This window comes from Mesorhizobium sp. P2_F7, from assembly GCF_056403695.1.
In genome coordinates this window covers 17,466-35,462 of record NZ_JBFUFA010000022.1, presented here as the reverse complement: position 1 = coordinate 35,462, position 17,997 = coordinate 17,466, and the positions used below count along the sequence as shown (strand labels likewise).

Below are 17,997 nucleotides of genomic sequence, written 5' to 3'. Positions count from 1 at the left end.
CCTCACCAGAGCCCATTGGCAGATCGAGAACGGCCTGCATTGGATGCTCGATGTTCATCTGGATGAGGACCTCAGCCGCGCCCGCAAAGACAACGCCCCTGCCAACACCGCGCTCCTAAACCGTCTCGCCAGGAACATCCTCCAACTCGCCGATGCAGACAAAGTCCCCATCAGCCATCGCATCAAGAAATGCGCTTGGAATGACGACTATCTCATCAACGCTCTAAGCCATATGCGATAGCCCTGCCCACAAGGGGGAGGGTAAAGGGCTTCAACTCCGCCCATAAAACGCATTCTCGACATGCACCGGCCAGCGCCAGGGCAGCACCGCCACCATGTCGAAGCGCATCGACAGTTTTCCGTAATCCGGCTGGCGCGAGAGCCAGATGTCGGCGGCGCCCTCGATGCGGCGCTCGGATTCGTGGCCGATCGCCTCCATCGCTTCCATCAGCGTGCGCCGCGACYTGACCTCGACGAACAGCACGAGGTCACCGCGCCTTGCGATCAGATCGATCTCGCCGAATTTTGTGCGATGACGGCGCGCGAGAATGCGGTAGCCCTTCAGCATCAGCGCCGCCGCCGCCAGCCATTCGCCGCGATGGCCGCGCCGATAGGCCTTTTGGCGGCTGGCGCTCGGGCGCTCAGCCACCGGTGCCTTCTCCGCCGTCCTTGAGTTCCAGCAGCCGCCGATACAGCGCCTGCTTCTGCCCGCCGGTCATTTTCGCCGCTTCCGCCGCTGCCTTCGAGGCCGGCATTTCGGCGGCAAGCGACAGCAGCAGCCGATCGATGTCGGCGGGTTGGTCCGCCTTGACCTCGGCAGGACCGACACAGATGACGATCTCGCCCTTCGGCGTGTCGGCCGCCGCATAATGATCGGCCAGCCCCTGCAGCGTTCCGGTGCGCATTTCTTCAAATGTCTTGGTCAGCTCGCGGCCGATCGCGGCTTTCCGCTCACCACCCAGCGCCTCGACCATGGCGACCAATGTCTCGGCCAGCCGGCGAGGGGATTCGAAAAGGATCAGCGTCGCCGGCACCGTCTTGAACGTCTCCAGCTTGGTCAGCCGCTGCCCTGATTTCACCGGCAGAAAGCCCGCGAACAGGAAGGCGTCCGACGGCAGGCCGGACGCCGTCAGCGCCGCCAGCGGTGCCGATGGGCCGGGGATCGGCACGACGCGCAGGCCGCGCTCCTGCGCCTCGCCGACCAGCCGGTAGCCGGGATCGGAGATCAGCGGCGTGCCGGCGTCCGAAATCAGCGCCACGCTCTGCCCGGCCTCGAGTGCCGCGATCAGCTTCGGTCCGGCCTCGCCGGCATTGTGCTCGTGATAGGCCGTGGTGCGCCGCCGAATGCCGTAGCGGTCGAGCAGCACGCGCGAGACGCGGGTGTCTTCGCAGGCGACGATGTCGGCGGCGGCCAGCGTTTCCAGCGCGCGCAGCGTGATATCGGAGAGGTTGCCGATCGGCGTCGCCACCAGATACAGCGCCGGCTCGAGCGGTCGGGCCGGCATCTCGGTCTGGCCGATCACATAGCTGCGTTTTTCGCCGGTCACCGCTCACATCTCCGTTCGGCCCTGTTTGGCACGGCGCAGGCGCGGTTGCAAAACGCCCCGGCGTCCCGGCCCGAACCTCCGGCCCAAATCTCACGCGGAAGTAATCCGGCCGCCATGTCTTTGCCATAGTGGGGAACGAAACCGTGGCCGGCGGATTGAATACCTGAGTCTCTTGAGGAGGAGGACAGGATGGACAGCCTGAAATTGCAGGACGTTTTCGAGCCCTACTATGCCGGGCGCAAGCGTTTCGCTGCGCCGCGCGACAAAAGCCAATCAGCCGAAGCCCGGGACGAGGCTATCCGCAGGGAAGCTGGAAAGCGGCTTCTGCGCAGCGTGCTTGCCGAGGCCCGCACCGAAATCGAGATCGACACCGAAAGCACGACGGAGCACTGACCGGACGATGCCCAACCGCTTCGATATCTTCATCACCCGTCTTGAAACCAAGAGCGCCAGGGAAAGCGTGCCGCCGCATCCGATGAACGACCAGCACAGCGTCCGCCGCGACAAGGCCGACGCCAAGCCGGTCCGGAACGGCGACGCGCATGCCGACAAGGACCGCGGCAAGCGTCGCTTCAAGCACGACGCTTGATCCCACAGACCTTTTACGGTTGGCCGGGACGGTTGAATACGCGGGTGCAAGCGCCCCGCACCTTATTCAACCGAGATACCGCGAAACGCGCGCCTTCAGAAGGTCAATCAGTTCCGGATCCATGAATTCATAGTCGTCGGGGATGTCGAGGCAGATGACCCGCGCCTTCTTCAGGCTGTTCCTGAATTTCTTCTGCAGTTTGGTGCGATGCGCCTTTTCCATGACGAAGATGATGTCGGCCCACGCCACCAGCTCATGCGTCAGCGACGTATCGGCATCGTGGTTGGTGCCGGCCGAGGCCACCTCGATATCCCGGCGCTTGGAAAACACCTGCTCGGCGGTCGGGCTGCGCAACCGGTTCTGGCTGCAGACGAAGAGGACGTTCCTCATCGTTGAGCTTACCGCGCCAGATCCGCGACCACGGCATCGAGCACGATCATGCCGGCCGGCGTGGCGCGCAGCCTTGCATTGCCGATCGGCGCCACCAGCCCCTCGCCCTGCAGCACCGATAGCCGCGCGCTGGACAGGCCGCGGCCGGAAAACGCTTCGTAGCGGGTGAGGTCGATGCCTTCCGCCAGCCGCAGCCCCATCAGCAGGAACTCGTCGGCCTCCTCCGAGCGCGTCAGGATCTCGCCGCCGGTGATGCCATGGCCCTTGGCCTCGACCAGATTGGCCCATGTCTCTGGCATCCGCTCGGCGATGGTGACGGTACGGTGGCCGTTTTCGATGAAGCGGCCATGCGCACCCGGCCCGACGCCGACATATTCGCCGTAACGCCAATAGGTCAGATTGTGCCGGCTCTCGGCGCCTGGCCTGGCGTGGTTGGAAATCTCGTAAGCCGGCAAACCATGCGTCGCGGTGACCTCCTGCGTCAGCGCGTAAAGGTCGGCCGCCCGGTCATTGTCGGGAATGGTGAATTTGTGCGCCGCGTGCAGTGCGTGGAACGGCGTGCCTTCCTCGATGGTCAGCTGGTAGAGCGAGAGATGGTCGGCGGCGTGGCCGATCGCCTGTTCGAGCTCCGCCTGCCAGGCGTCCAGCGTCTGGCCGGGACGGGCATAGATCAGATCGAAGGAAAGGCGCGGAAAGATCTCGCGGGCGAGCCCAATGGCATGCAAGGCTTCCTCGACATTGTGCAGCCGCCCGAGAAAACGCAAATCCTTGTCGTTCAATGCCTGCACGCCGAGCGACACACGGTTGACGCCGGCGGCCCGATAACCGCGAAAACGCTCGGCCTCGACCGAGGACGGATTGGCTTCCAGCGTCACCTCGATGCCGTCCGGTACCGTCCAGTTCTTCGCCACCGCATCCAGCACCGCCGCCACCGTCTGCGGCTGCATCAGCGACGGCGTGCCGCCGCCGAGAAAGATGCTGGTGACGTCGCGCGGCCCGGTGCGCTCGCGCATATGCTTCAGCTCGGTCTCGAAGGCGCGGGCAAAGCGCTCCTGGTCGACCGGCTGGTGGCGGACATGGCTGTTGAAGTCGCAATACGGGCACTTGGCCGCGCAGAACGGCCAATGGATATAGACGCCGAAGCCCGGGCTGCGGTCGGTCAACATCTCAGGCCGAACCAAGTCGGGCGCGGGCGAATTTCTGGAAGGCGCGGGCGCGGTGCGAAAGCGCCGTCGGCTGGCCGGGCTTCCAGCCGTGTTTTTCCTCGGCGCTCATCTCGCCAAACGTCTTGTCGAAGCCGTCCGGCAAGAACACCGGGTCATAGCCGAAGCCAACCTCGCCGCGCGGCGGCCAGACCAGCGTTCCCTCAGCCTCGCCGCGATAATATTCGGCCTCGCCGTCTGGGAAGGCGAGGCAGATGACGGCAACAAAGCGGCCCTTGCGCTGCGCCGGCTGGGCGGCGCCGACTTCTTGCAAGGCCACTTCGGTGCGCTGCATGGCCATGCCGAAATCGCGCGAACCTTCCGGGGTTTCGGCCCAGTTGGCGGTGTAGACGCCGGGTGCGCCGTCGAGCGCATCGACGCACAGGCCGGAATCGTCCGACAGCGCCGGCAGGCCGGTGGCTTCAGCCGCCGCAAAGGCCTTGATGTAGGCATTTTCCTCGAAGGTGGTGCCGGTCTCGTCCGGTTCCGGCAGGCCGTAGTCCTTGGCCGACTTCGCCTCGAAGCCGAACGGACCCATCAGATCGGCGAATTCGCGCAGCTTGCCCGCATTGTGGCTGGCGACGACGATCTTCTTTCCATCGAGAGAATGCATCAAAGGCCCCAGATCCGTGGCTCGGCAAACTCGATCAAATTGCCCGAGGGGTCGCGTATATAGATCGAGCGCCCGCCTTGCGGCCATTCGAATTCGCTTTCGATGGCGACGTTTTTCGCCTCAAGCTGCGCCTTCCAGCGGGCGAGCTCCTCTGCGCTTGCGGCAAAGCAGAGATGGCCCTCGCCGACCGTGCCATGCGGCGGCACTTTCAGCCGTGCATCCGGCGCCGGCGGGATTTTGGTCGCCTCGGCGTTGAAGATCAGCAAAACGCCGGCGCCGCAGCGGAAGAAGAGATGGCGGCCATCGACCTTGCCGAGCAGGTCGAGGCCGAGGATGTCGCGGTAGAAGGCTTCGGCGGCGGCGAGATCGGTGACGTATAGAGCTGATTCAAGGATAGCAGAGGGCGTCACGAGGCACCCCCCTCTGTCCTGCCGGTCCCGGCCCTTCGCTGACGCTCCGGGCGTTCGTCGCTCGGAAAGCCAAGCAATTGGCTTCCCGTCCGCTGCGCGGACCACTCCTCACCCCCCTCAAGGGGGGAGATCAGCAGCTTCGAGGCTGCTGCCCACATTTCAGCGTTGGCGATTGGCGAAGGCCAAGATGACATCCAATCTCCCCCCTTGAGGGGGAGATGGCCGGCAGGCCAGAGGGGGGTGTCCAGGCTCGGCATTGGAGGATCAGGCCACAGCCATCTGCTGCAAACTCACCAGGCGCTGTATCCCCTTCTTCGCCAGGCCCATCAGCTCCGCGAACTGCCCTTCCGAGAAAGGCTCGCCCTCGGCGGTGCCCTGGATTTCGACGATGCCGCCCTTGCCAGTCATGACGAAATTGGCGTCGGTGCCGGCCGACGAATCCTCGATATAGTCGAGGTCGATGACCGGCTGGCCGTCATGGATGCCGCAGGAAATCGCCGCGACATGGTCTTTCAGCACCTTGGCAACGCTGGCCATCTGCCGCGCTTCCATCCAGCGCAGGCAGTCGTAGAGCGCCACCCAGCCGCCGGTGATCGACGCCGTGCGGGTGCCGCCATCTGCCTGGATGACATCGCAGTCGACCGTGATCTGCTGTTCGCCCAGCGCCTGCAGGTCAACCACGGCGCGCAAGCTGCGGCCGATCAGCCGTTGGATCTCCAGCGTGCGGCCGCCCTGCTTGCCGGCAGAAGCTTCGCGGCGCATGCGTTCGCCGGTCGAGCGCGGCAGCATGCCGTATTCGGCCGTCACCCAGCCCTTGCCGGAATTGCGCATCCAGCCCGGCACTTTTTCCTCCAGGCTCGCCGTGCACAGAACATGCGTGTCGCCGAACTTCACCAGGCACGAGCCTTCGGCATGTTTGGACACACCGCGCTCGAAGGAGATGGCGCGCATTTCGTCGGGCTGGCGTTTGGAGGGGCGCATCGAGGCCTCTTTCTGTTCTTTTTGCAGTTGCGTCGGCGGCTTGTAGACGCATGCAGGCCATGGCGCAAAGGAAAATGGCCGCAATCGCGGCGCCGCGACCGCATACAGCATTGGGCGATCGCAAGAGCGACGCCGGGCGATCTGACACAGACGCCGCTGACCGCAAGTGCGGCAGCGGGTTGCGTAGGGGCGAAGGAAGTCTATATCCTTTAGCCGGAGGTTTTTGGCCCGAATGACCAAGGCAGTCACCGAACCCAGCCTGCTGGCGCCCGCGCTGCAGTCGCTCGACATGCGTTCGCGCGACATTTTCCGGCGCATCGTCGAGTCCTATCTGAAGGACGGTGAGCCTGTCGGATCGCGCAGCCTGTCGCGCATCCTGCCGTCGTCGCTGTCGCCGGCCACCATCCGCAACGTGATGAGCGACCTCGAACATCTCGGCCTGATCTATGCCCCGCACATCTCCGCCGGACGCTTGCCGACGCAGACCGGGCTGCGCTTCTTCGTCGATGCCTTCATGGAGCTCGGCGATCTCTCCGACGAGGAACGCCGCGTCATCGAGGCACAGGTGCGCGCTTCCGGTTCGGGCGCGACGCTGGAACACATGCTGACCGAGGCCAGCCAGATGCTGTCGGGCATGTCGCGCGGCGCCGGCCTGGTGCTCGCCACCAAGAACGAGGTGGCGCTGAAGCACATCGAGTTCATCCAGCTCGAGCCGACCAAGGCGCTGGCCGTGATGGTGTCGCAGAACGGCGATGTCGAGAACCGCGTCGTCGACCTGCCGGCCGGCATCACCGTCTCGCAGCTGCACGAAGCCTCCAACTTCCTCAACGCCCATATCAGGGGCCGGACGCTCGCCGAGGCGCGCATCGAGATTGCCCGCATCAAGGACGAGACAAGGGCCGCCCTCGACACGCTGTCGCAGGAGCTGGTCGAGAAGGGACTGGCGGTGTGGGCGGGCGCCGACAGCGGCCTGCCGGCGCGCCTCATCGTGCGCGGCCGCGCCAATCTGTTGGAAAACGTCACCGCCCAGGCCGACATCGAATTGCTGCGGCACCTGTTCGAGGACCTGGAGACGCAGGACGGGCTGATCCAGCTGCTCGACCTCGCCGAGGACGGCCCCGGCGTGCGCATCTTCATCGGCTCGGAAAACAAGCTGTTTTCGCTCTCCGGCTCGTCGCTGGTGGTGGCGCCCTACCGCGACAAGGACGCCCGCGTCGTCGGCGCGCTCGGCGTCATCGGCCCGACACGCCTCAACTATGCCCGCATCGTGCCGATGGTCGACTATACGGCGCAGCTGATTACGCGCATGTTGAGATAAGTCGGCATCACCGCAAAGGAGGGCGCAGAATGGCGCTTGAATCGTTCAAGGCCCAAATCAGTCTGCTGCTCGAGGAAATGGTCAACCAGCCCGAGGACGAGCACGAAATCCAGGAGCAGCTGCGCGAAAAGCTCCGCGAAATGCGCGCCATGGGCCTGCCGCTGCCGGACGATCTCGTGAAGCTGGAAAAGCGGCTCGACGACGATCTCGACGTCGAGGAAGAAGACAGCTGACGGGTTTCGCTTGAATCTGCGCGCACGCTTCTCTTTTGTGGCGCTCGCACAATATCTCTTCTTTGCATGACGCCCCGACCGGCGTGAATTCGAGGAGGACAGCATGATTCGGATTGCCGGCTTCGCGAGCCTTGCCCTGCTTGTGGCCACCAGTGCCTTCGCTGAGGACCAGCCGCTGCTGACCGGCAAGGACGCTTTCGGCGATTGGAAAGCGGATAAGCCAGGCGTGCGTCGCTTGATCGGGCCGCAAGACCTGCAGGCGCCGTTTGTCACTGAGTCCGCATCCAATGGCCCCGGCGTGGCGGAGAGGCCCGAAGGCGCCAATCCAGTTGTGCTGCCGGGTTTTACAGCCGAGCTTGTCGCCTCCGGTATCGCCAACCCGCGAGTCGTTCGCGTCGCGCCGAATGGCGACCTGTTTGTTGCTAACAGCAACGACGACGAAATACGCGTTTATCGTCTCGGAAAGGGCAGCGCAAAACCGGCTCAGAAAGCGATCTTTGCCAGCAACCTGAGCCGACCCTACGGCATCGCCTTCTATCCTTCGGGAGACGACCCGCAGTGGGTCTATGTCGCCAACAGCGACAGCGTGGTCCGCTTTGCCTATCGCAACGGCGACCTTAAAGCCTCAGCCGAACCCGAGACGATTGTCTCCAACATCCCTTCGGGCGGCCACTGGACTCGCGACATCGCCTTCTCGCCGGACGGCAAGGCGTTTTATGTCTCGGTCGGCTCCGAATCGAATATCGCCGAGGGCATGGAGAAGGAACCGCGTGGCGGCCTCGACGCCTGGATCAAATCCATGCCGCTGGGTGCCGCATGGGGCGAGGAGGACGGCCGGGCCGATGTGCTGGCCTTCGACCCCGATGGCAAGAATGGCCGCATCGTCGCCACCGGCCTGCGCAATTGTTCGGGCATGACCGTGCAGCCGGCGACCGGCGCGCTCTGGTGCGTCGTCAACGAGCGCGACTCGCTCGGCGACAACATTCCGTTCGAATTCGCAACCACCATAAAGGAGGGCGCCTTCTACGGCTGGCCCTGGTACTACATCGGCAAGAATGAGGATCCGCGCCGCAAGGGTGAGCGTCCCGACCTTGCCGGTAAGGCAACCATCCCCGACGTGTTGATGCAGGCGCATTCGGCGCCGCTCAACATCGTCTTCTACGACGGCAGCAATTTTCCGGCTGAGTATAGGGGCGATGCCTTCGTCGCCTTGCACGGCTCCTGGAACCGCGGTGTGCGCACCGGCTACAAGGTGGTGCGGCTCAGATTCAGCGGCGGCAAGCCGACCGGCGAGTATCAGGATTTTATCACCGGCTTCGTTCTGTCCGATGATGCCGTCTGGGGCCGACCGGTCGGCGTCGCGGTGGCCAGGGACGGTGCGCTCATCGTCACCGAGGACGCCAACGGCACCATCTGGCGCATCACTCATGTCGACGGACCGTCCTGAGCCGATTGATTTGGCAAAGCGCTGCCCCAATGCACGTCCCGATGGATCGCCTTGGGATAGGTATGAATCACCTCGGCCGATGAGACGCGGTCATCGAATCCGGTATCCCTGAGATTGAAGAGGCCGACCGAGCCGAAGGACTTCTTCGCCCCTTGCGCAAAGTGGCCGTCGTTGAAATCGTGTTCGTAGAGCGTCACCGTCGCGTGGCCGTCCTTGAGCTTCGGCACGTAAACACTGCTGATCGTGTCGTTGGCGACGCCCAGCTCGTTGACGTTGAAGCGATAGACGTCCTGCACCATGCGCCGGGCCGCATTGCCGTTGATCATCCAGTATTCGCGGCGCGATGCGCGGTTCCGGTCGACCAGCTTGAGCGCTGCCTTGCGGCCAAGCCCGAGCCAGTGCTCGAACACCATCACTTCGGCGCCCCACGGATAGGGATAGTTGGACTTGTCGACGATGCGCGGCACGCCGGCGTCGGGGATCTCATTGGTATCGACATAGTCCAGCCATTGCAGCTGGAACGACGCCTCGACGTTGAGGTCGGTGTTGCGCGGATCGGCAGCAATGATGCGCCAATCGGAAACCGGCGGATATTTGGTATCGAGGTCGATGTAGAATTCGCCCTTGGCGGTATCGCCAGGGTCCGGGGAGTCGCGCTCCAACGCGACCAGTCGCACCTTGAAGCGGTTGTTGACGACCAGCGGATAGATCATCGGACGAACGGGGTGGGCGCCGGGATTCCGGCTGTCGGTAAAGTAGCCTGGCGCCTGGACGACATCGCTGGCGCCCTTGTCGAACAGGCTGAAAGCCTGCCGCCCCTCGAACCACAGATACCATTCCAGCTCGTGACCGCGCGCCTCGGAATAATTGTTGGGCATCCATTGCATAAGCTGGATGTGAAGTCGTTTCGCTAGCATGGGCGGCTCCGGCCGGTGTAACTGCGCGGGCGCGCAGCTGATAGGGATTGCAACGTGCGGTGGGGCGGATGGGGGATAGCCGCTCTTCCCCGGCGCGTAAGTGAACCATCTCTCTTTTCGGCTGTGCCCGGGCGACCGTTCGAGCCGCTGGCGCAATCGAATCCGTTTTACCCCTGGCGGCTTTCATGCCATCAGGGGCCGTTCACGGGGTGCAAACCGTCATGACCATCACCGGCTTTCTCGCTTACAGCGCCGCACTCGGCATCGCCGCCGCCATTCCCGGCCCCGGCGTCACCGCGCTTGTGGCGCGGGCGCTCGGCTCCGGCTTCCGCTCGTCGCTGGCCATGTCGTTCGGCCTGATGCTCGGCGACCTCACCTACCTCACCGCCGTGGTGCTCGGCCTTGCCTTTGTCGCGCAGACCTTCGGCATGGTGTTTCTGGCCATCAAATGGCTGGGCGTCGCCTATCTCGCCTTCCTCGGCTGGCGTTTCTGGACCGCAGGGATCACGCCTGAGACGGTCGAGGCCAGGAAAGGCAAGGGCGGCCTGATATCGAGCTTCCTTGCCGGCCTCACCGTCACGCTCGGCAATCCGAAGACGATGATCTTTTATCTCGCCATCACGCCGACCATCGTCGACCTGAAGACCATTACGCTCGCTGACTACGGCATTTTGGCCGCGCTCACCGTCATCGTGCTGTTCGTGGTGCTGGTGCCCTATCTGGCGCTGGCCGCCAAGGCGCGCTGGTTCCTGAAATCGCCGCGCGCGCTGAAGGCGCTGAACCGCACCGCCGCCGGCTTCATGGTTGGAGCCGCGGCAGCGATTGCCGCCCGCCAGTAGATCGGTTTCAGCCAATCCATTCCGCCAATCGGGCCATCCGGAAAATGCGTTTCCGGGAGCAACGCGTTTTCAGCAAGCGCCCCACTCGATATTTTCGGGCGGCAGCCTATCTTGCGCGGTCGAAAGCCCTATTCTGTCCGCCGATGCCAATTGCCTGACTTGGGAGCGAAACCAATGAACAAGCCCGTCTCTTCGCCGCGCGTGCCCGGCCGCGGCCGCGTCTACAATTCGATCACCGAGACGATCGGCGACACGCCGCTGGTGCGGCTCGACAAATTCGCCAAGGAGAAGGGCGTCGTCGCCAACCTTCTGGCCAAACTCGAATTCTTCAACCCGATCGCCTCGGTCAAGGACCGCATCGGCGTCTCGATGATCGAGGCGCTGGAAGCATCGGGCCGCATCAAGCCCGGCAAGACGACGTTGATCGAGCCGACCTCCGGCAACACCGGCATCGCGCTCGCCTTCGCTGCCGCCGCCAAGGGCTACAAGCTGATCCTGACCATGCCCGAAACCATGTCGGTGGAGCGCCGCAAGATGCTGGCGCTGCTCGGCGCCGAACTGGTGCTGACCGAAGGTCCCAAGGGCATGAAGGGCGCCATCGCCAAGGCCGACGAACTGGCCGCCACCTTGCCCGACGCCGTCATTCCGCAGCAGTTCGAAAACCCGGCCAATCCGGAAATCCACCGCCGCACCACCGCCGAAGAGATCTGGAACGACACCGACGGCGGGGTCGACATCTTCGTCGCCGGCATCGGCACCGGCGGCACCATCACCGGCGTCGGCCAGGTGTTGAAGCAGCGCAAGCCTTCGGTCCATGTCGTAGCCGTCGAGCCGGAGGCCTCGCCGGTGCTGTCGGGCGGCCAGCCCGGCCCGCACAAGATCCAGGGCATCGGCGCCGGCTTTGCGCCGAAGATCCTCGACACCTCGATCTATGACGAGATCGTCAAGGTCTCCAACGAGGATTCAGTCGCCAACGCCCGTCTCGTCGCCCGCCTCGAAGGCGTGCCGGTCGGCATCTCATCGGGCGCCGCACTCCAGGCGGCAATCGTCGTCGGCTCGCGGCCGGAGAACAAGGGCAAGAACCTGGTGGTGATCATCCCGTCCTTCGCCGAGCGTTATCTGTCGACGATTTTGTTCGACGGGTTGGGGGCTTAGGTCGGCGGCCCTTTGTCAGAGGCCCGAGAGATTCGGAGCTCTCTGCATCAGCCGGGTGACGCGCGCGCTGATGGCCGCGCTTCGTGAAGATCGGAACCTGCTAAAGTGGGGAAAGACACTACTTCGGTTCAATAGCCCCGTTCGAGGTCGATCTTGTTGGACAAAGGCTCTCCTCGTGCGACTTGACCGCAGAGATCGGCGGCCTGGTCGATTCCAGAATCCACCCAGAAGCTCGCAACATGAGGTGTGATGGTCACTCTGGGATGAATCCACAACGGCGATGAAGCCTCCAAGGGTTCACGCTCAAACACGTCAAGACAAGCACCAGAAAGCTGACCTTCGTCGAGAGCGCGGATCAGGTCGGCTTCGTTGACATGCGCGCCCCTGCCGACATTCACAAGGTAGGCACCTCGCTTCATTTTTCCAAAGGCACTGGAGTTCAGTATCCCACGAGTGTCACCAGTCAGGGGAAGCGAACAGACAACGTAGTCCCGACTTGCGAGTGCGTCCGCAAGCTGGGCGCGGCCAAAGTAACTATGTATGCCAGGAAGTGTCTTTTGATGGCGAGACCAGACTGCCGTGTTGTAGCCCAGGTCCGCAAACAGCTTTGCGGCCCAGCCGCCGATCCGGCCCGCACCCAGCACAACGATTCGTGTCTCGGAGATCTTCCGCGGCGCGAGCGGATTCCAAACCTTGCGAGTTTGCAGACCCATGTAATCGGCAACATGCCGTTGCTGGCAGAGAACGCGAAGGACGATGTACTGCACCACTTCCGAAGCCTGCTCACGCGTTGCGAGCCTGATGAGCGGAACACCCTTGGGAAAGCTCTGAAGATCAATACCCTCGACACCGGCCCCCAAATAGACGACGGCGCTTAGCCCCGTCATGGCGTCAAAAAAGCCAGGACTGGCGCCCTTGTCGATCAGCACAATATCTATGTCACTTTTATTCCCGGCGTCTGGCCAAAGCCTGAACTCCAGCTGCGGCACGCGGGTTTTCAGCTCGGCAGCCCATACTTGTGCATCAATGTAATCAGGATACTCATTGACCATGAGAACGGTAATGGGCCCGCCGGACACTTCGCCCCTCCCAGGTTCAGGCAATCAGGCATCCGCCGGATGACCGGTCTGTTGAGGCTGAGGTTTGCGCAAACTGGCACCAGTTGCAAGGCCAGGCCTCGGCAAAATGGCGTTCATACGCGTCCGGGCGGCGGCTTCGTTCCCTGCCACTCAATGTCGCAGGATCGCCCGCTTCGCCTGCAGAAACCGCCGCACGGCCGGGTCGCGCTCGAGCCCGATCGCCCGGTCATAGGCTTCGACCGCTTGCGGCGTATTGCCGAGCCGGGCCAGCAGGCCGGCGCGGGCTGCCCAGTAGGGCTGATAGTCGTTGAGCCGCTTGTCATCGCCGAGCACGTAGAGCGCAGCCAGACCTGCCGCTGCCCCATCGGTCTCGGCGATCGCCACGGCGCGGTTGATCGCCACCACCGGCGAGCCTGATATCACCGACAGCGCATCGTAGAAATTTCGGATCGCCGCCCAGTCGGTCTGGCCGGTTCGCCGCCGCGTCGCGTGCACCGACTGCACGGCCGCTTCAAGCTGATAGCGGCCAATGACGCCCATGGTCGCGGCGTGGCCGAGCAGCGCCTCGGCCTCGTCGATCAAGGTGTGATCCCACACAAGGCAATCCTGATCGGCCAGCGGCACGTAGTCGCCGTCGTCATTGCGCCGCGCCGCACGCCGCGCCTCGGCAAACAGCATCAGCGCCAGCAGGCCGAGCGCTTCCGGTTCGTCCGGCATAAGCGACGCCACCAGCCGCCCGAGCCAGATGCCTTCGGTCGCCAGATTGCGCGCTCTCGTTTCGGTGCCGGCGGGGTCGGTCCAGCCTTCGGCGAAAGTCGCGTAGATCGCTTCCAGCACCGTATCCAGCCGCTCGCCGAGCTCGGCCCGCTCCGGCACGCGGAACGGAATGCCGATCTCGCGGATGCGGCTCTTGGCGCGCACCAGGCGCTGGCTCATCGTCGCCGGCGAGACCAGGAAGGCCGAGGCGATTGCTCCTGCGTCGAAACCCAGAACCGTCTGCAGGATCAGCGGCGCCCGCACGCTGGCTTCGATCGCAGGATGGGCACAGGCAAACATCAGCCTGAGACGCTCGTCGGGCAGGTCTTCGTCTTGCATGCTTGCCTCCATCTCCTCGGCCATCAGCTTGAGATGGTCGCGGCTCGCCTCGCTGGTCAGCCGACGGCGCACCGCATCGACGCCACGGCGGCGCGCCACGGCCAGCAGCCAGGCCTCCGGCTTTTCGGGCACGCCGGCTTTCGGCCAGCGCTCAAGGGCTGCGGCAAAGGCATCCGCCAGCGCGTCCTCGGCGCCGGCGACATCGCGGGTGCGCGCCGCGAGCCAGGCGACGAGCTTGCCGTAGCTTTGCCGGGCGGCCGCCTCGGCCGCCGCGCGCGCGATCTCCGGTCGACTGTCCATCACTGGATCATTTCTGCGAGGGGTACTCGGTCATTTCCCAGATCGGCCGCACCTCGATGGTGCCGGCGCTGGCGCCTGGACAGCGCGCTGCCCATGCGATCGCCGCGTCGGCGTCCGCGGCCTCGATCATGTAGAAACCGGCAAGCTGCTCCTTGGTGTCGGCGTAGGGGCCGTCGAGCACATTGGTCTTGCCGTTGGACGTCCGCACCGCAGTGGCAAGCTGGGTCGGCTTCAGTCGGTCGCCGGCGAGCCACGCTCCGGATTTCTGCAACGCTTCGGTGTAGGCGCCGTAGGCGGTGCTGATCTCGTAGGTCTTGTCGCTCGGCGCGGCCGCCATCGCCGCTTCGTTCGCATAGATCAAAAGCATGTATCGCATGGGTCTTCTCCCGTTTGTTAGGAAGGCCGCGTCGTTGCGTGCCGGACGTATGTCGTGTGGCCACGTCCGTTTTCGACAGGCGCCGCGAAAAAACTTTCGTCTTCACCACGAATTTCCGCAAGGGCCAGCTTTTCGCCGGGATCAGGCTTTCGGCTCGAGCCAGCCGCGGTAGCGCACGATCAGCCCGGTGAGCGGGTGCGAGATCTCGACATGGAAACGGAAGCGGCCGTCCTCGACGCGCTCATGGGATGCCGAGCGCGGGCAGAGCCACATCGGCAGCGGCAGGCCGAGAAAGCTCCAGCGGCGCAGCACGAGCGACAGTCTTCCCTGCTCTGCCGCCAGCGCCATGGCGAAGCTCAGCGGGCCGAAGCGCTCGCACAACAGCCGCTGCGACCGGCCTTTACCGATGAACTGATCGCTGGAGAAAGTGTGGTCGCCGAAAGTTCGCGTCCAGGTCTCGCCATCCTTGCCGGCGTCGAAACGAACCCGGACCGGAATGTCGGCGCGGGCGGGAGGAAATCCGACCAGCCAGCCGGATAGCCGGCTAAGAATACCGGCGCCGCGCTCGACGCTGGCGCGACCCTCAGCCGCTCCAACGCGCTCATGCATGGCGCGGATTTCCTGTGGCAGGGTGCTCCAGGCGTCGCCGACCACTTGCGGGTAGAGCGGCTTTTCGGTGTCGGCAGTGTCGTCCCTGAAGCCGGTATAGATCGTCTTGCTGGCAAACAGCGTCTGATAGTCGTCAAGCTCGAGGTCGCGCACCGCTGCACGAGCGCCCGGCGCCGGCGCCTGTCCGTCCAGCACCTTGCGCACCAGCGCCTCGACCGCCATGGCCGGGATCAGCGGCCCGTCATCGCCCTCGGCCAGCAGGTGCCAGGAGCGTTTGACCGCTTCGCCTGTCGTGCCCGTCCCCTCCACTTCGACGAACATGCCGCCGCGATGCTCGCCCCAGCGCAGCCGGTTCGACGCCCAGTGCATCAGCGGCGCCAGCGGCGACAGCGACCGCACCAGCCCGATCCGCACCAGCCAGGCAAGGCCGATCAGGGCGCGGTGCAGGATTTCGGGAACAGGCCCGGCGCCCATCCAGATTGTTCTTACCTCGGGCCATAGTTCGGCCAGCGCGCGCAGATCTGGCACGTCGACCAGCGAAAACAACGTGCTCTTCAGCGGCACCTTGCCCGGCGGCGCAATGGTGAAGCGCATCTGCTCGGTCAGCGGATGGCCCTGCACCTTGCCGCCGTCGCGTTTCAGCTCCACCGGCTGGCCGGCGTAGCCGGCAATGGCGCGGATGACATTTTCGCCGACACCGGCATAGGGTGACGGCGCGATGCCGCCGCGGATCGTGTCGACCCGCGCCATGCCCGCGCAGAGACGGCGCACCACCGCTGCGGTCAGCACCGGGAAACTCGACACGCCGGACAGCACGAACAGGCCGGCCTTGCGCGCCGCTTGGTCATAGGCGGAGACGCCGGCGACGAAATCCGACCCATCGGCGAGGTCGAGGTAGTTGATGCCTTGCGCGATGCAGGCCTCGATCAGCCGGTAGCGGCCCGCGCCGTAGGCCTGGAACGGGCCGCTGGCATCGACAACGCAATCCGGCTTGAGCGATGCGAGTTGGGCCGCAAGGTCGCCGTCGCGATCGAAACGCGCCGGCAGGAGCTCCGCTGCCGCACCGTTGCGAGTTTTGCACCAGGCCTCGGCTTTGGCCTGCGAGCGCCCGGCGACGATCAGCGTCAGGCGCGGTTCGCTCTCCAGCAAGTGCACGATGTGGCCGCCGAAAATGCCATAGCCGCCGACGACCAGGAGCCTCATCGCGCTGTCGCCTCCATGCATGTCGTTTTCCCAAAACCGAGGTCACTTTTGGGCGACATGGGATCAGCCGATCATCCGCGACCGCATCGCGGGAGACGGGATTTCGCAACTGTCCTTGCGGCCGAAGATGGCGTAGCGGTTTTTGGCGATGCGCTCGTAGAGCCAGTCGCGCAACGGGCGCGGCAGAAGCAGCAAGATTTTCGCCGCCCGCCACGGCCAGCCGAGTTCGCTCGCCACGGCAATGAGACTGTCCAGCCGCAAGAAAGGCGCGTCACCGATGAGGACCAGATTGGTCTCATAGCTGTCGGTGCGCAGCCCGTATTTGCGAAACAGTGCCTCGCCGAAGGGCGACTGCGCGGTGGCGAAGTGGAAACGGCTTTTGCGGTCGAGCCGGACCACAGTGCGCACGAAGCCCGAGCACAGCACGCAGACGCCATCGAAAACGATCAACGGCTGGCTGGCATCGAAGTGAGCCGGCTCGGACGGAACGTTCGTTTCACGCAGGTCGGTCACGATGGCCCCGGCTGGTTGTGTGCAGGCCAATCTAACGGCGCTTCCGGATCGATGCACACGAAACTTCATGGTCGGGCGTGGTGGCCGCAATGAGGACCCGGTAGTGTTCCGGTCGCTTCAATTCTTACTGTCAAGGAATGGACGATGTCACAGGTTCAAATCCGCGCAGCCGAAATGATGGCTCAGCATGGATTCTTAGGTGTACCCGTCGAGACTTTTGAGGATGCAGGGCGCAGGCAATTTGTCGCGCTGCTGGGTGAGGGCCTTTGCCCGGAGTCGAGGGTTCTCGACATCGGCTGCGGTTGCCTGCGCACCGCGTATTGGCTGATACGCTTCCTCGACCCCGGCTGCTATCACGGTATTGAACCGGCTTACTCTCGGGTCTAGTATGGGCTCCAGCATCTGTTTTCGCCTCATCTGTTGGCGGCGAAGCAACCTCGATTCGATTTCAACCCGCATTTCGACTCGTCGGTTTTCGCGACAAAGTTCGACTTCTTCCTGGCGGGGTCGATTTGGACACATGCGAGCAAACGGCAAATTGAAACGACGCTCGAGTCTTTTCTTCGAGATTCGGTTCCAACCTGTGTTTTTCTGCCCTCGTACCTCCCGGCGCTAAATTCCGAAGACGACTATCAGGGCGACCGCTGGGTCGGAACCAGCCACGAATCCGACACGCCTGGTGTGATTAGGCATGCGCTGCCTTGGATCGTAGAACAATGTCAGAAACGGGGACTCCGCGTGCAGGAAGTTCCAGGCGATGCCTTTGACTCCCAATATTGGCTGCGGATCAGCCACATATAACCGGGTTATGCTCACGCCGAACCCGCCGGCGGCGGGATCAAAGCCGTGGCGTTGTCGCACGGCTTCTCGCGGCCAGCGCGGGGCGCTCGGCGCGATAGGTGGTTGCGCGGTGGTCTGCGGCCGGTCTGCAGATCCTGCTGTCGTGACGGCTTTCGAACGTCATGATCAGTGCGCGCCGAGCGAGGTGCCACGACGGGCGCAGGCCGGGCCCGGGCCGCGCATGTAATAACGCTCCGGCCGATAGGTCGGCGCGATGAACTCGCGGATGGCGGCGGCGTAGCCGGCGATGTGGCTCCAGAATTTCATTTTACCAAGTCCCTGTCCCGATTTTCGGATGTCCCGTCCGATTGCGGGGATCATAGCGTCGAGGCGTGAATAGT

The 17,997-nt window shown here is 64.2% G+C and carries 22 protein-coding genes and 1 pseudogene; 9 read left to right on the top strand and 14 right to left on the bottom strand.

Annotated elements, in window-relative coordinates; genetic code table 11:
• A pseudogene (locus AC1DZ8_RS32485) lies at positions 1–241 on the top strand (ISAs1 family transposase); the annotation flags it as partial.
• A 30-nt stretch (positions 242–271) separates the two neighbouring features.
• On the opposite strand, the gene AC1DZ8_RS32480 reads toward AC1DZ8_RS32485, so the two are convergent.
• Both AC1DZ8_RS32480 and rsmI read right to left on the bottom strand, forming a co-directional pair.
• A complete protein-coding gene (locus tag AC1DZ8_RS32480) occupies positions 272–649 on the bottom strand; it encodes a YraN family protein (RefSeq protein ID WP_477402333.1) in 378 nt (125 codons plus the stop codon).
• Positions 642–1,547: a 16S rRNA (cytidine(1402)-2'-O)-methyltransferase gene (rsmI, locus tag AC1DZ8_RS32475; RefSeq protein WP_477310951.1), complete on the bottom strand. Its 906-nt coding sequence runs from the start codon at positions 1,545–1,547 to the stop codon at positions 642–644. Before rsmI ends, AC1DZ8_RS32480 begins: the two co-directional genes overlap by 8 nt.
• A 189-nt stretch (positions 1,548–1,736) precedes the next feature.
• Here rsmI and AC1DZ8_RS32470 point away from each other — a divergent pair, with 189 nt between their 5' ends.
• Both AC1DZ8_RS32470 and AC1DZ8_RS32465 read left to right on the top strand, forming a co-directional pair.
• The gene (locus AC1DZ8_RS32470; RefSeq protein ID WP_477310949.1) at positions 1,737–1,940 is read left to right on the top strand and encodes a hypothetical protein; all 204 of its coding nucleotides are present in this window, start codon (positions 1,737–1,739) and stop codon (positions 1,938–1,940) included.
• Between the two features lie 7 nt (positions 1,941–1,947).
• Complete coding sequence (locus AC1DZ8_RS32465; protein WP_477310947.1) at positions 1,948–2,136, top strand: hypothetical protein; 189 nt, start codon at positions 1,948–1,950, stop codon at positions 2,134–2,136.
• A 66-nt stretch (positions 2,137–2,202) separates the two neighbouring features.
• On the opposite strand, the gene AC1DZ8_RS32460 is transcribed toward AC1DZ8_RS32465, so the two are convergent.
• The 5 genes from AC1DZ8_RS32460 to rph form a co-directional block, all read right to left on the bottom strand.
• Entirely contained in the window at positions 2,203–2,526 is a 324-nt protein-coding gene (locus AC1DZ8_RS32460) for a low molecular weight protein tyrosine phosphatase family protein (protein ID WP_477310945.1), read from the bottom strand.
• Positions 2,527–2,534: 8 nt separating this feature from the next.
• Positions 2,535–3,692, bottom strand: a complete 1,158-nt coding sequence (hemW, locus tag AC1DZ8_RS32455) for a radical SAM family heme chaperone HemW (protein WP_477310943.1) — start codon at positions 3,690–3,692, stop codon at positions 2,535–2,537.
• Position 3,693: 1 nt separating this feature from the next.
• Positions 3,694–4,341, bottom strand: a complete 648-nt coding sequence (rdgB, locus tag AC1DZ8_RS32450; RefSeq protein ID WP_477310941.1) for an RdgB/HAM1 family non-canonical purine NTP pyrophosphatase — start codon at positions 4,339–4,341, stop codon at positions 3,694–3,696.
• Positions 4,341–4,751: a VOC family protein gene (locus AC1DZ8_RS32445; protein ID WP_477310939.1), complete on the bottom strand. Its 411-nt coding sequence runs from the start codon at positions 4,749–4,751 to the stop codon at positions 4,341–4,343. The genes rdgB and AC1DZ8_RS32445 overlap by 1 nt, the downstream gene beginning before the upstream one ends.
• A 264-nt stretch (positions 4,752–5,015) precedes the next feature.
• Positions 5,016–5,732 (bottom strand): ribonuclease PH, encoded by a 717-nt coding sequence (rph, locus tag AC1DZ8_RS32440; protein WP_477310937.1) that lies wholly within the window; start codon positions 5,730–5,732, stop codon positions 5,016–5,018.
• 232 nt (positions 5,733–5,964) lie between these two features.
• Here rph and hrcA point away from each other — a divergent pair, with 232 nt between their 5' ends.
• The 3 genes from hrcA (at position 5,965) to AC1DZ8_RS32425 (ending at position 8,730) form a co-directional block, all read left to right on the top strand.
• Complete coding sequence (gene hrcA, locus AC1DZ8_RS32435; RefSeq protein ID WP_477310935.1) at positions 5,965–7,050, top strand: heat-inducible transcriptional repressor HrcA; 1,086 nt, start codon at positions 5,965–5,967, stop codon at positions 7,048–7,050.
• Positions 7,051–7,079: 29 nt separating this feature from the next.
• The gene (locus AC1DZ8_RS32430) at positions 7,080–7,283 is read left to right on the top strand and encodes a hypothetical protein (RefSeq protein WP_477287041.1); all 204 of its coding nucleotides are present in this window, start codon (positions 7,080–7,082) and stop codon (positions 7,281–7,283) included.
• Between the two features lie 103 nt (positions 7,284–7,386).
• Positions 7,387–8,730, top strand: coding sequence for a PQQ-dependent sugar dehydrogenase (locus tag AC1DZ8_RS32425; RefSeq protein ID WP_477402329.1), 1,344 nt, complete (start codon positions 7,387–7,389; stop codon positions 8,728–8,730).
• Here AC1DZ8_RS32425 and AC1DZ8_RS32420 read toward each other — a convergent pair.
• A complete protein-coding gene (locus AC1DZ8_RS32420) occupies positions 8,709–9,647 on the bottom strand; it encodes a hypothetical protein (RefSeq protein ID WP_477310540.1) in 939 nt (312 codons plus the stop codon). The genes AC1DZ8_RS32425 and AC1DZ8_RS32420 overlap by 22 nt on opposite strands.
• A gap of 221 nt (positions 9,648–9,868) precedes the next feature.
• Between AC1DZ8_RS32420 and AC1DZ8_RS32415 the strand changes: the two genes are divergently transcribed.
• Positions 9,869–10,486 (top strand): LysE family translocator, encoded by a 618-nt coding sequence (locus AC1DZ8_RS32415; protein ID WP_477310542.1) that lies wholly within the window; start codon positions 9,869–9,871, stop codon positions 10,484–10,486.
• Between the two features lie 174 nt (positions 10,487–10,660).
• Positions 10,661–11,641: a cysteine synthase A gene (cysK, locus tag AC1DZ8_RS32410; protein ID WP_477287049.1), complete on the top strand. Its 981-nt coding sequence runs from the start codon at positions 10,661–10,663 to the stop codon at positions 11,639–11,641.
• Positions 11,642–11,769: 128 nt separating this feature from the next.
• Here cysK and AC1DZ8_RS32405 read toward each other — a convergent pair whose 3' ends face one another.
• The 5 genes from AC1DZ8_RS32405 to AC1DZ8_RS32385 form a co-directional block, all read right to left on the bottom strand.
• Entirely contained in the window at positions 11,770–12,720 is a 951-nt protein-coding gene (locus AC1DZ8_RS32405; RefSeq protein ID WP_477310545.1) for a 2-hydroxyacid dehydrogenase, read from the bottom strand.
• Between the two features lie 150 nt (positions 12,721–12,870).
• Positions 12,871–14,115, bottom strand: coding sequence for an RNA polymerase sigma factor (locus tag AC1DZ8_RS32400; RefSeq protein ID WP_477310547.1), 1,245 nt, complete (start codon positions 14,113–14,115; stop codon positions 12,871–12,873).
• A gap of 7 nt (positions 14,116–14,122) precedes the next feature.
• Positions 14,123–14,491 carry a YciI family protein gene (locus AC1DZ8_RS32395; protein ID WP_477310549.1) on the bottom strand — a complete coding sequence of 123 codons (369 nt, stop codon included), beginning with the start codon at positions 14,489–14,491 and terminating at the stop codon, positions 14,123–14,125.
• 141 nt (positions 14,492–14,632) lie between these two features.
• On the bottom strand, positions 14,633–16,303 hold the full coding sequence (locus AC1DZ8_RS32390) for a DUF4166 domain-containing protein (protein ID WP_477310551.1): 1,671 nt from the start codon (positions 16,301–16,303) through the stop codon (positions 14,633–14,635).
• 63 nt (positions 16,304–16,366) lie between these two features.
• Positions 16,367–16,816: a thiol-disulfide oxidoreductase DCC family protein gene (locus tag AC1DZ8_RS32385; protein ID WP_477402325.1), complete on the bottom strand. Its 450-nt coding sequence runs from the start codon at positions 16,814–16,816 to the stop codon at positions 16,367–16,369.
• A gap of 144 nt (positions 16,817–16,960) precedes the next feature.
• Between AC1DZ8_RS32385 and AC1DZ8_RS32380 the strand changes: the two genes are divergently transcribed.
• On the top strand, positions 16,961–17,203 hold the full coding sequence (locus tag AC1DZ8_RS32380; RefSeq protein WP_477310555.1) for a hypothetical protein: 243 nt from the start codon (positions 16,961–16,963) through the stop codon (positions 17,201–17,203).
• A 579-nt stretch (positions 17,204–17,782) separates the two neighbouring features.
• Here the strand turns inward: AC1DZ8_RS32380 and AC1DZ8_RS32375 are convergent.
• Positions 17,783–17,923, bottom strand: a complete 141-nt coding sequence (locus AC1DZ8_RS32375) for a hypothetical protein (protein ID WP_477310557.1) — start codon at positions 17,921–17,923, stop codon at positions 17,783–17,785.
• Between the last annotated feature and the right edge of the window lie 74 nt (positions 17,924–17,997).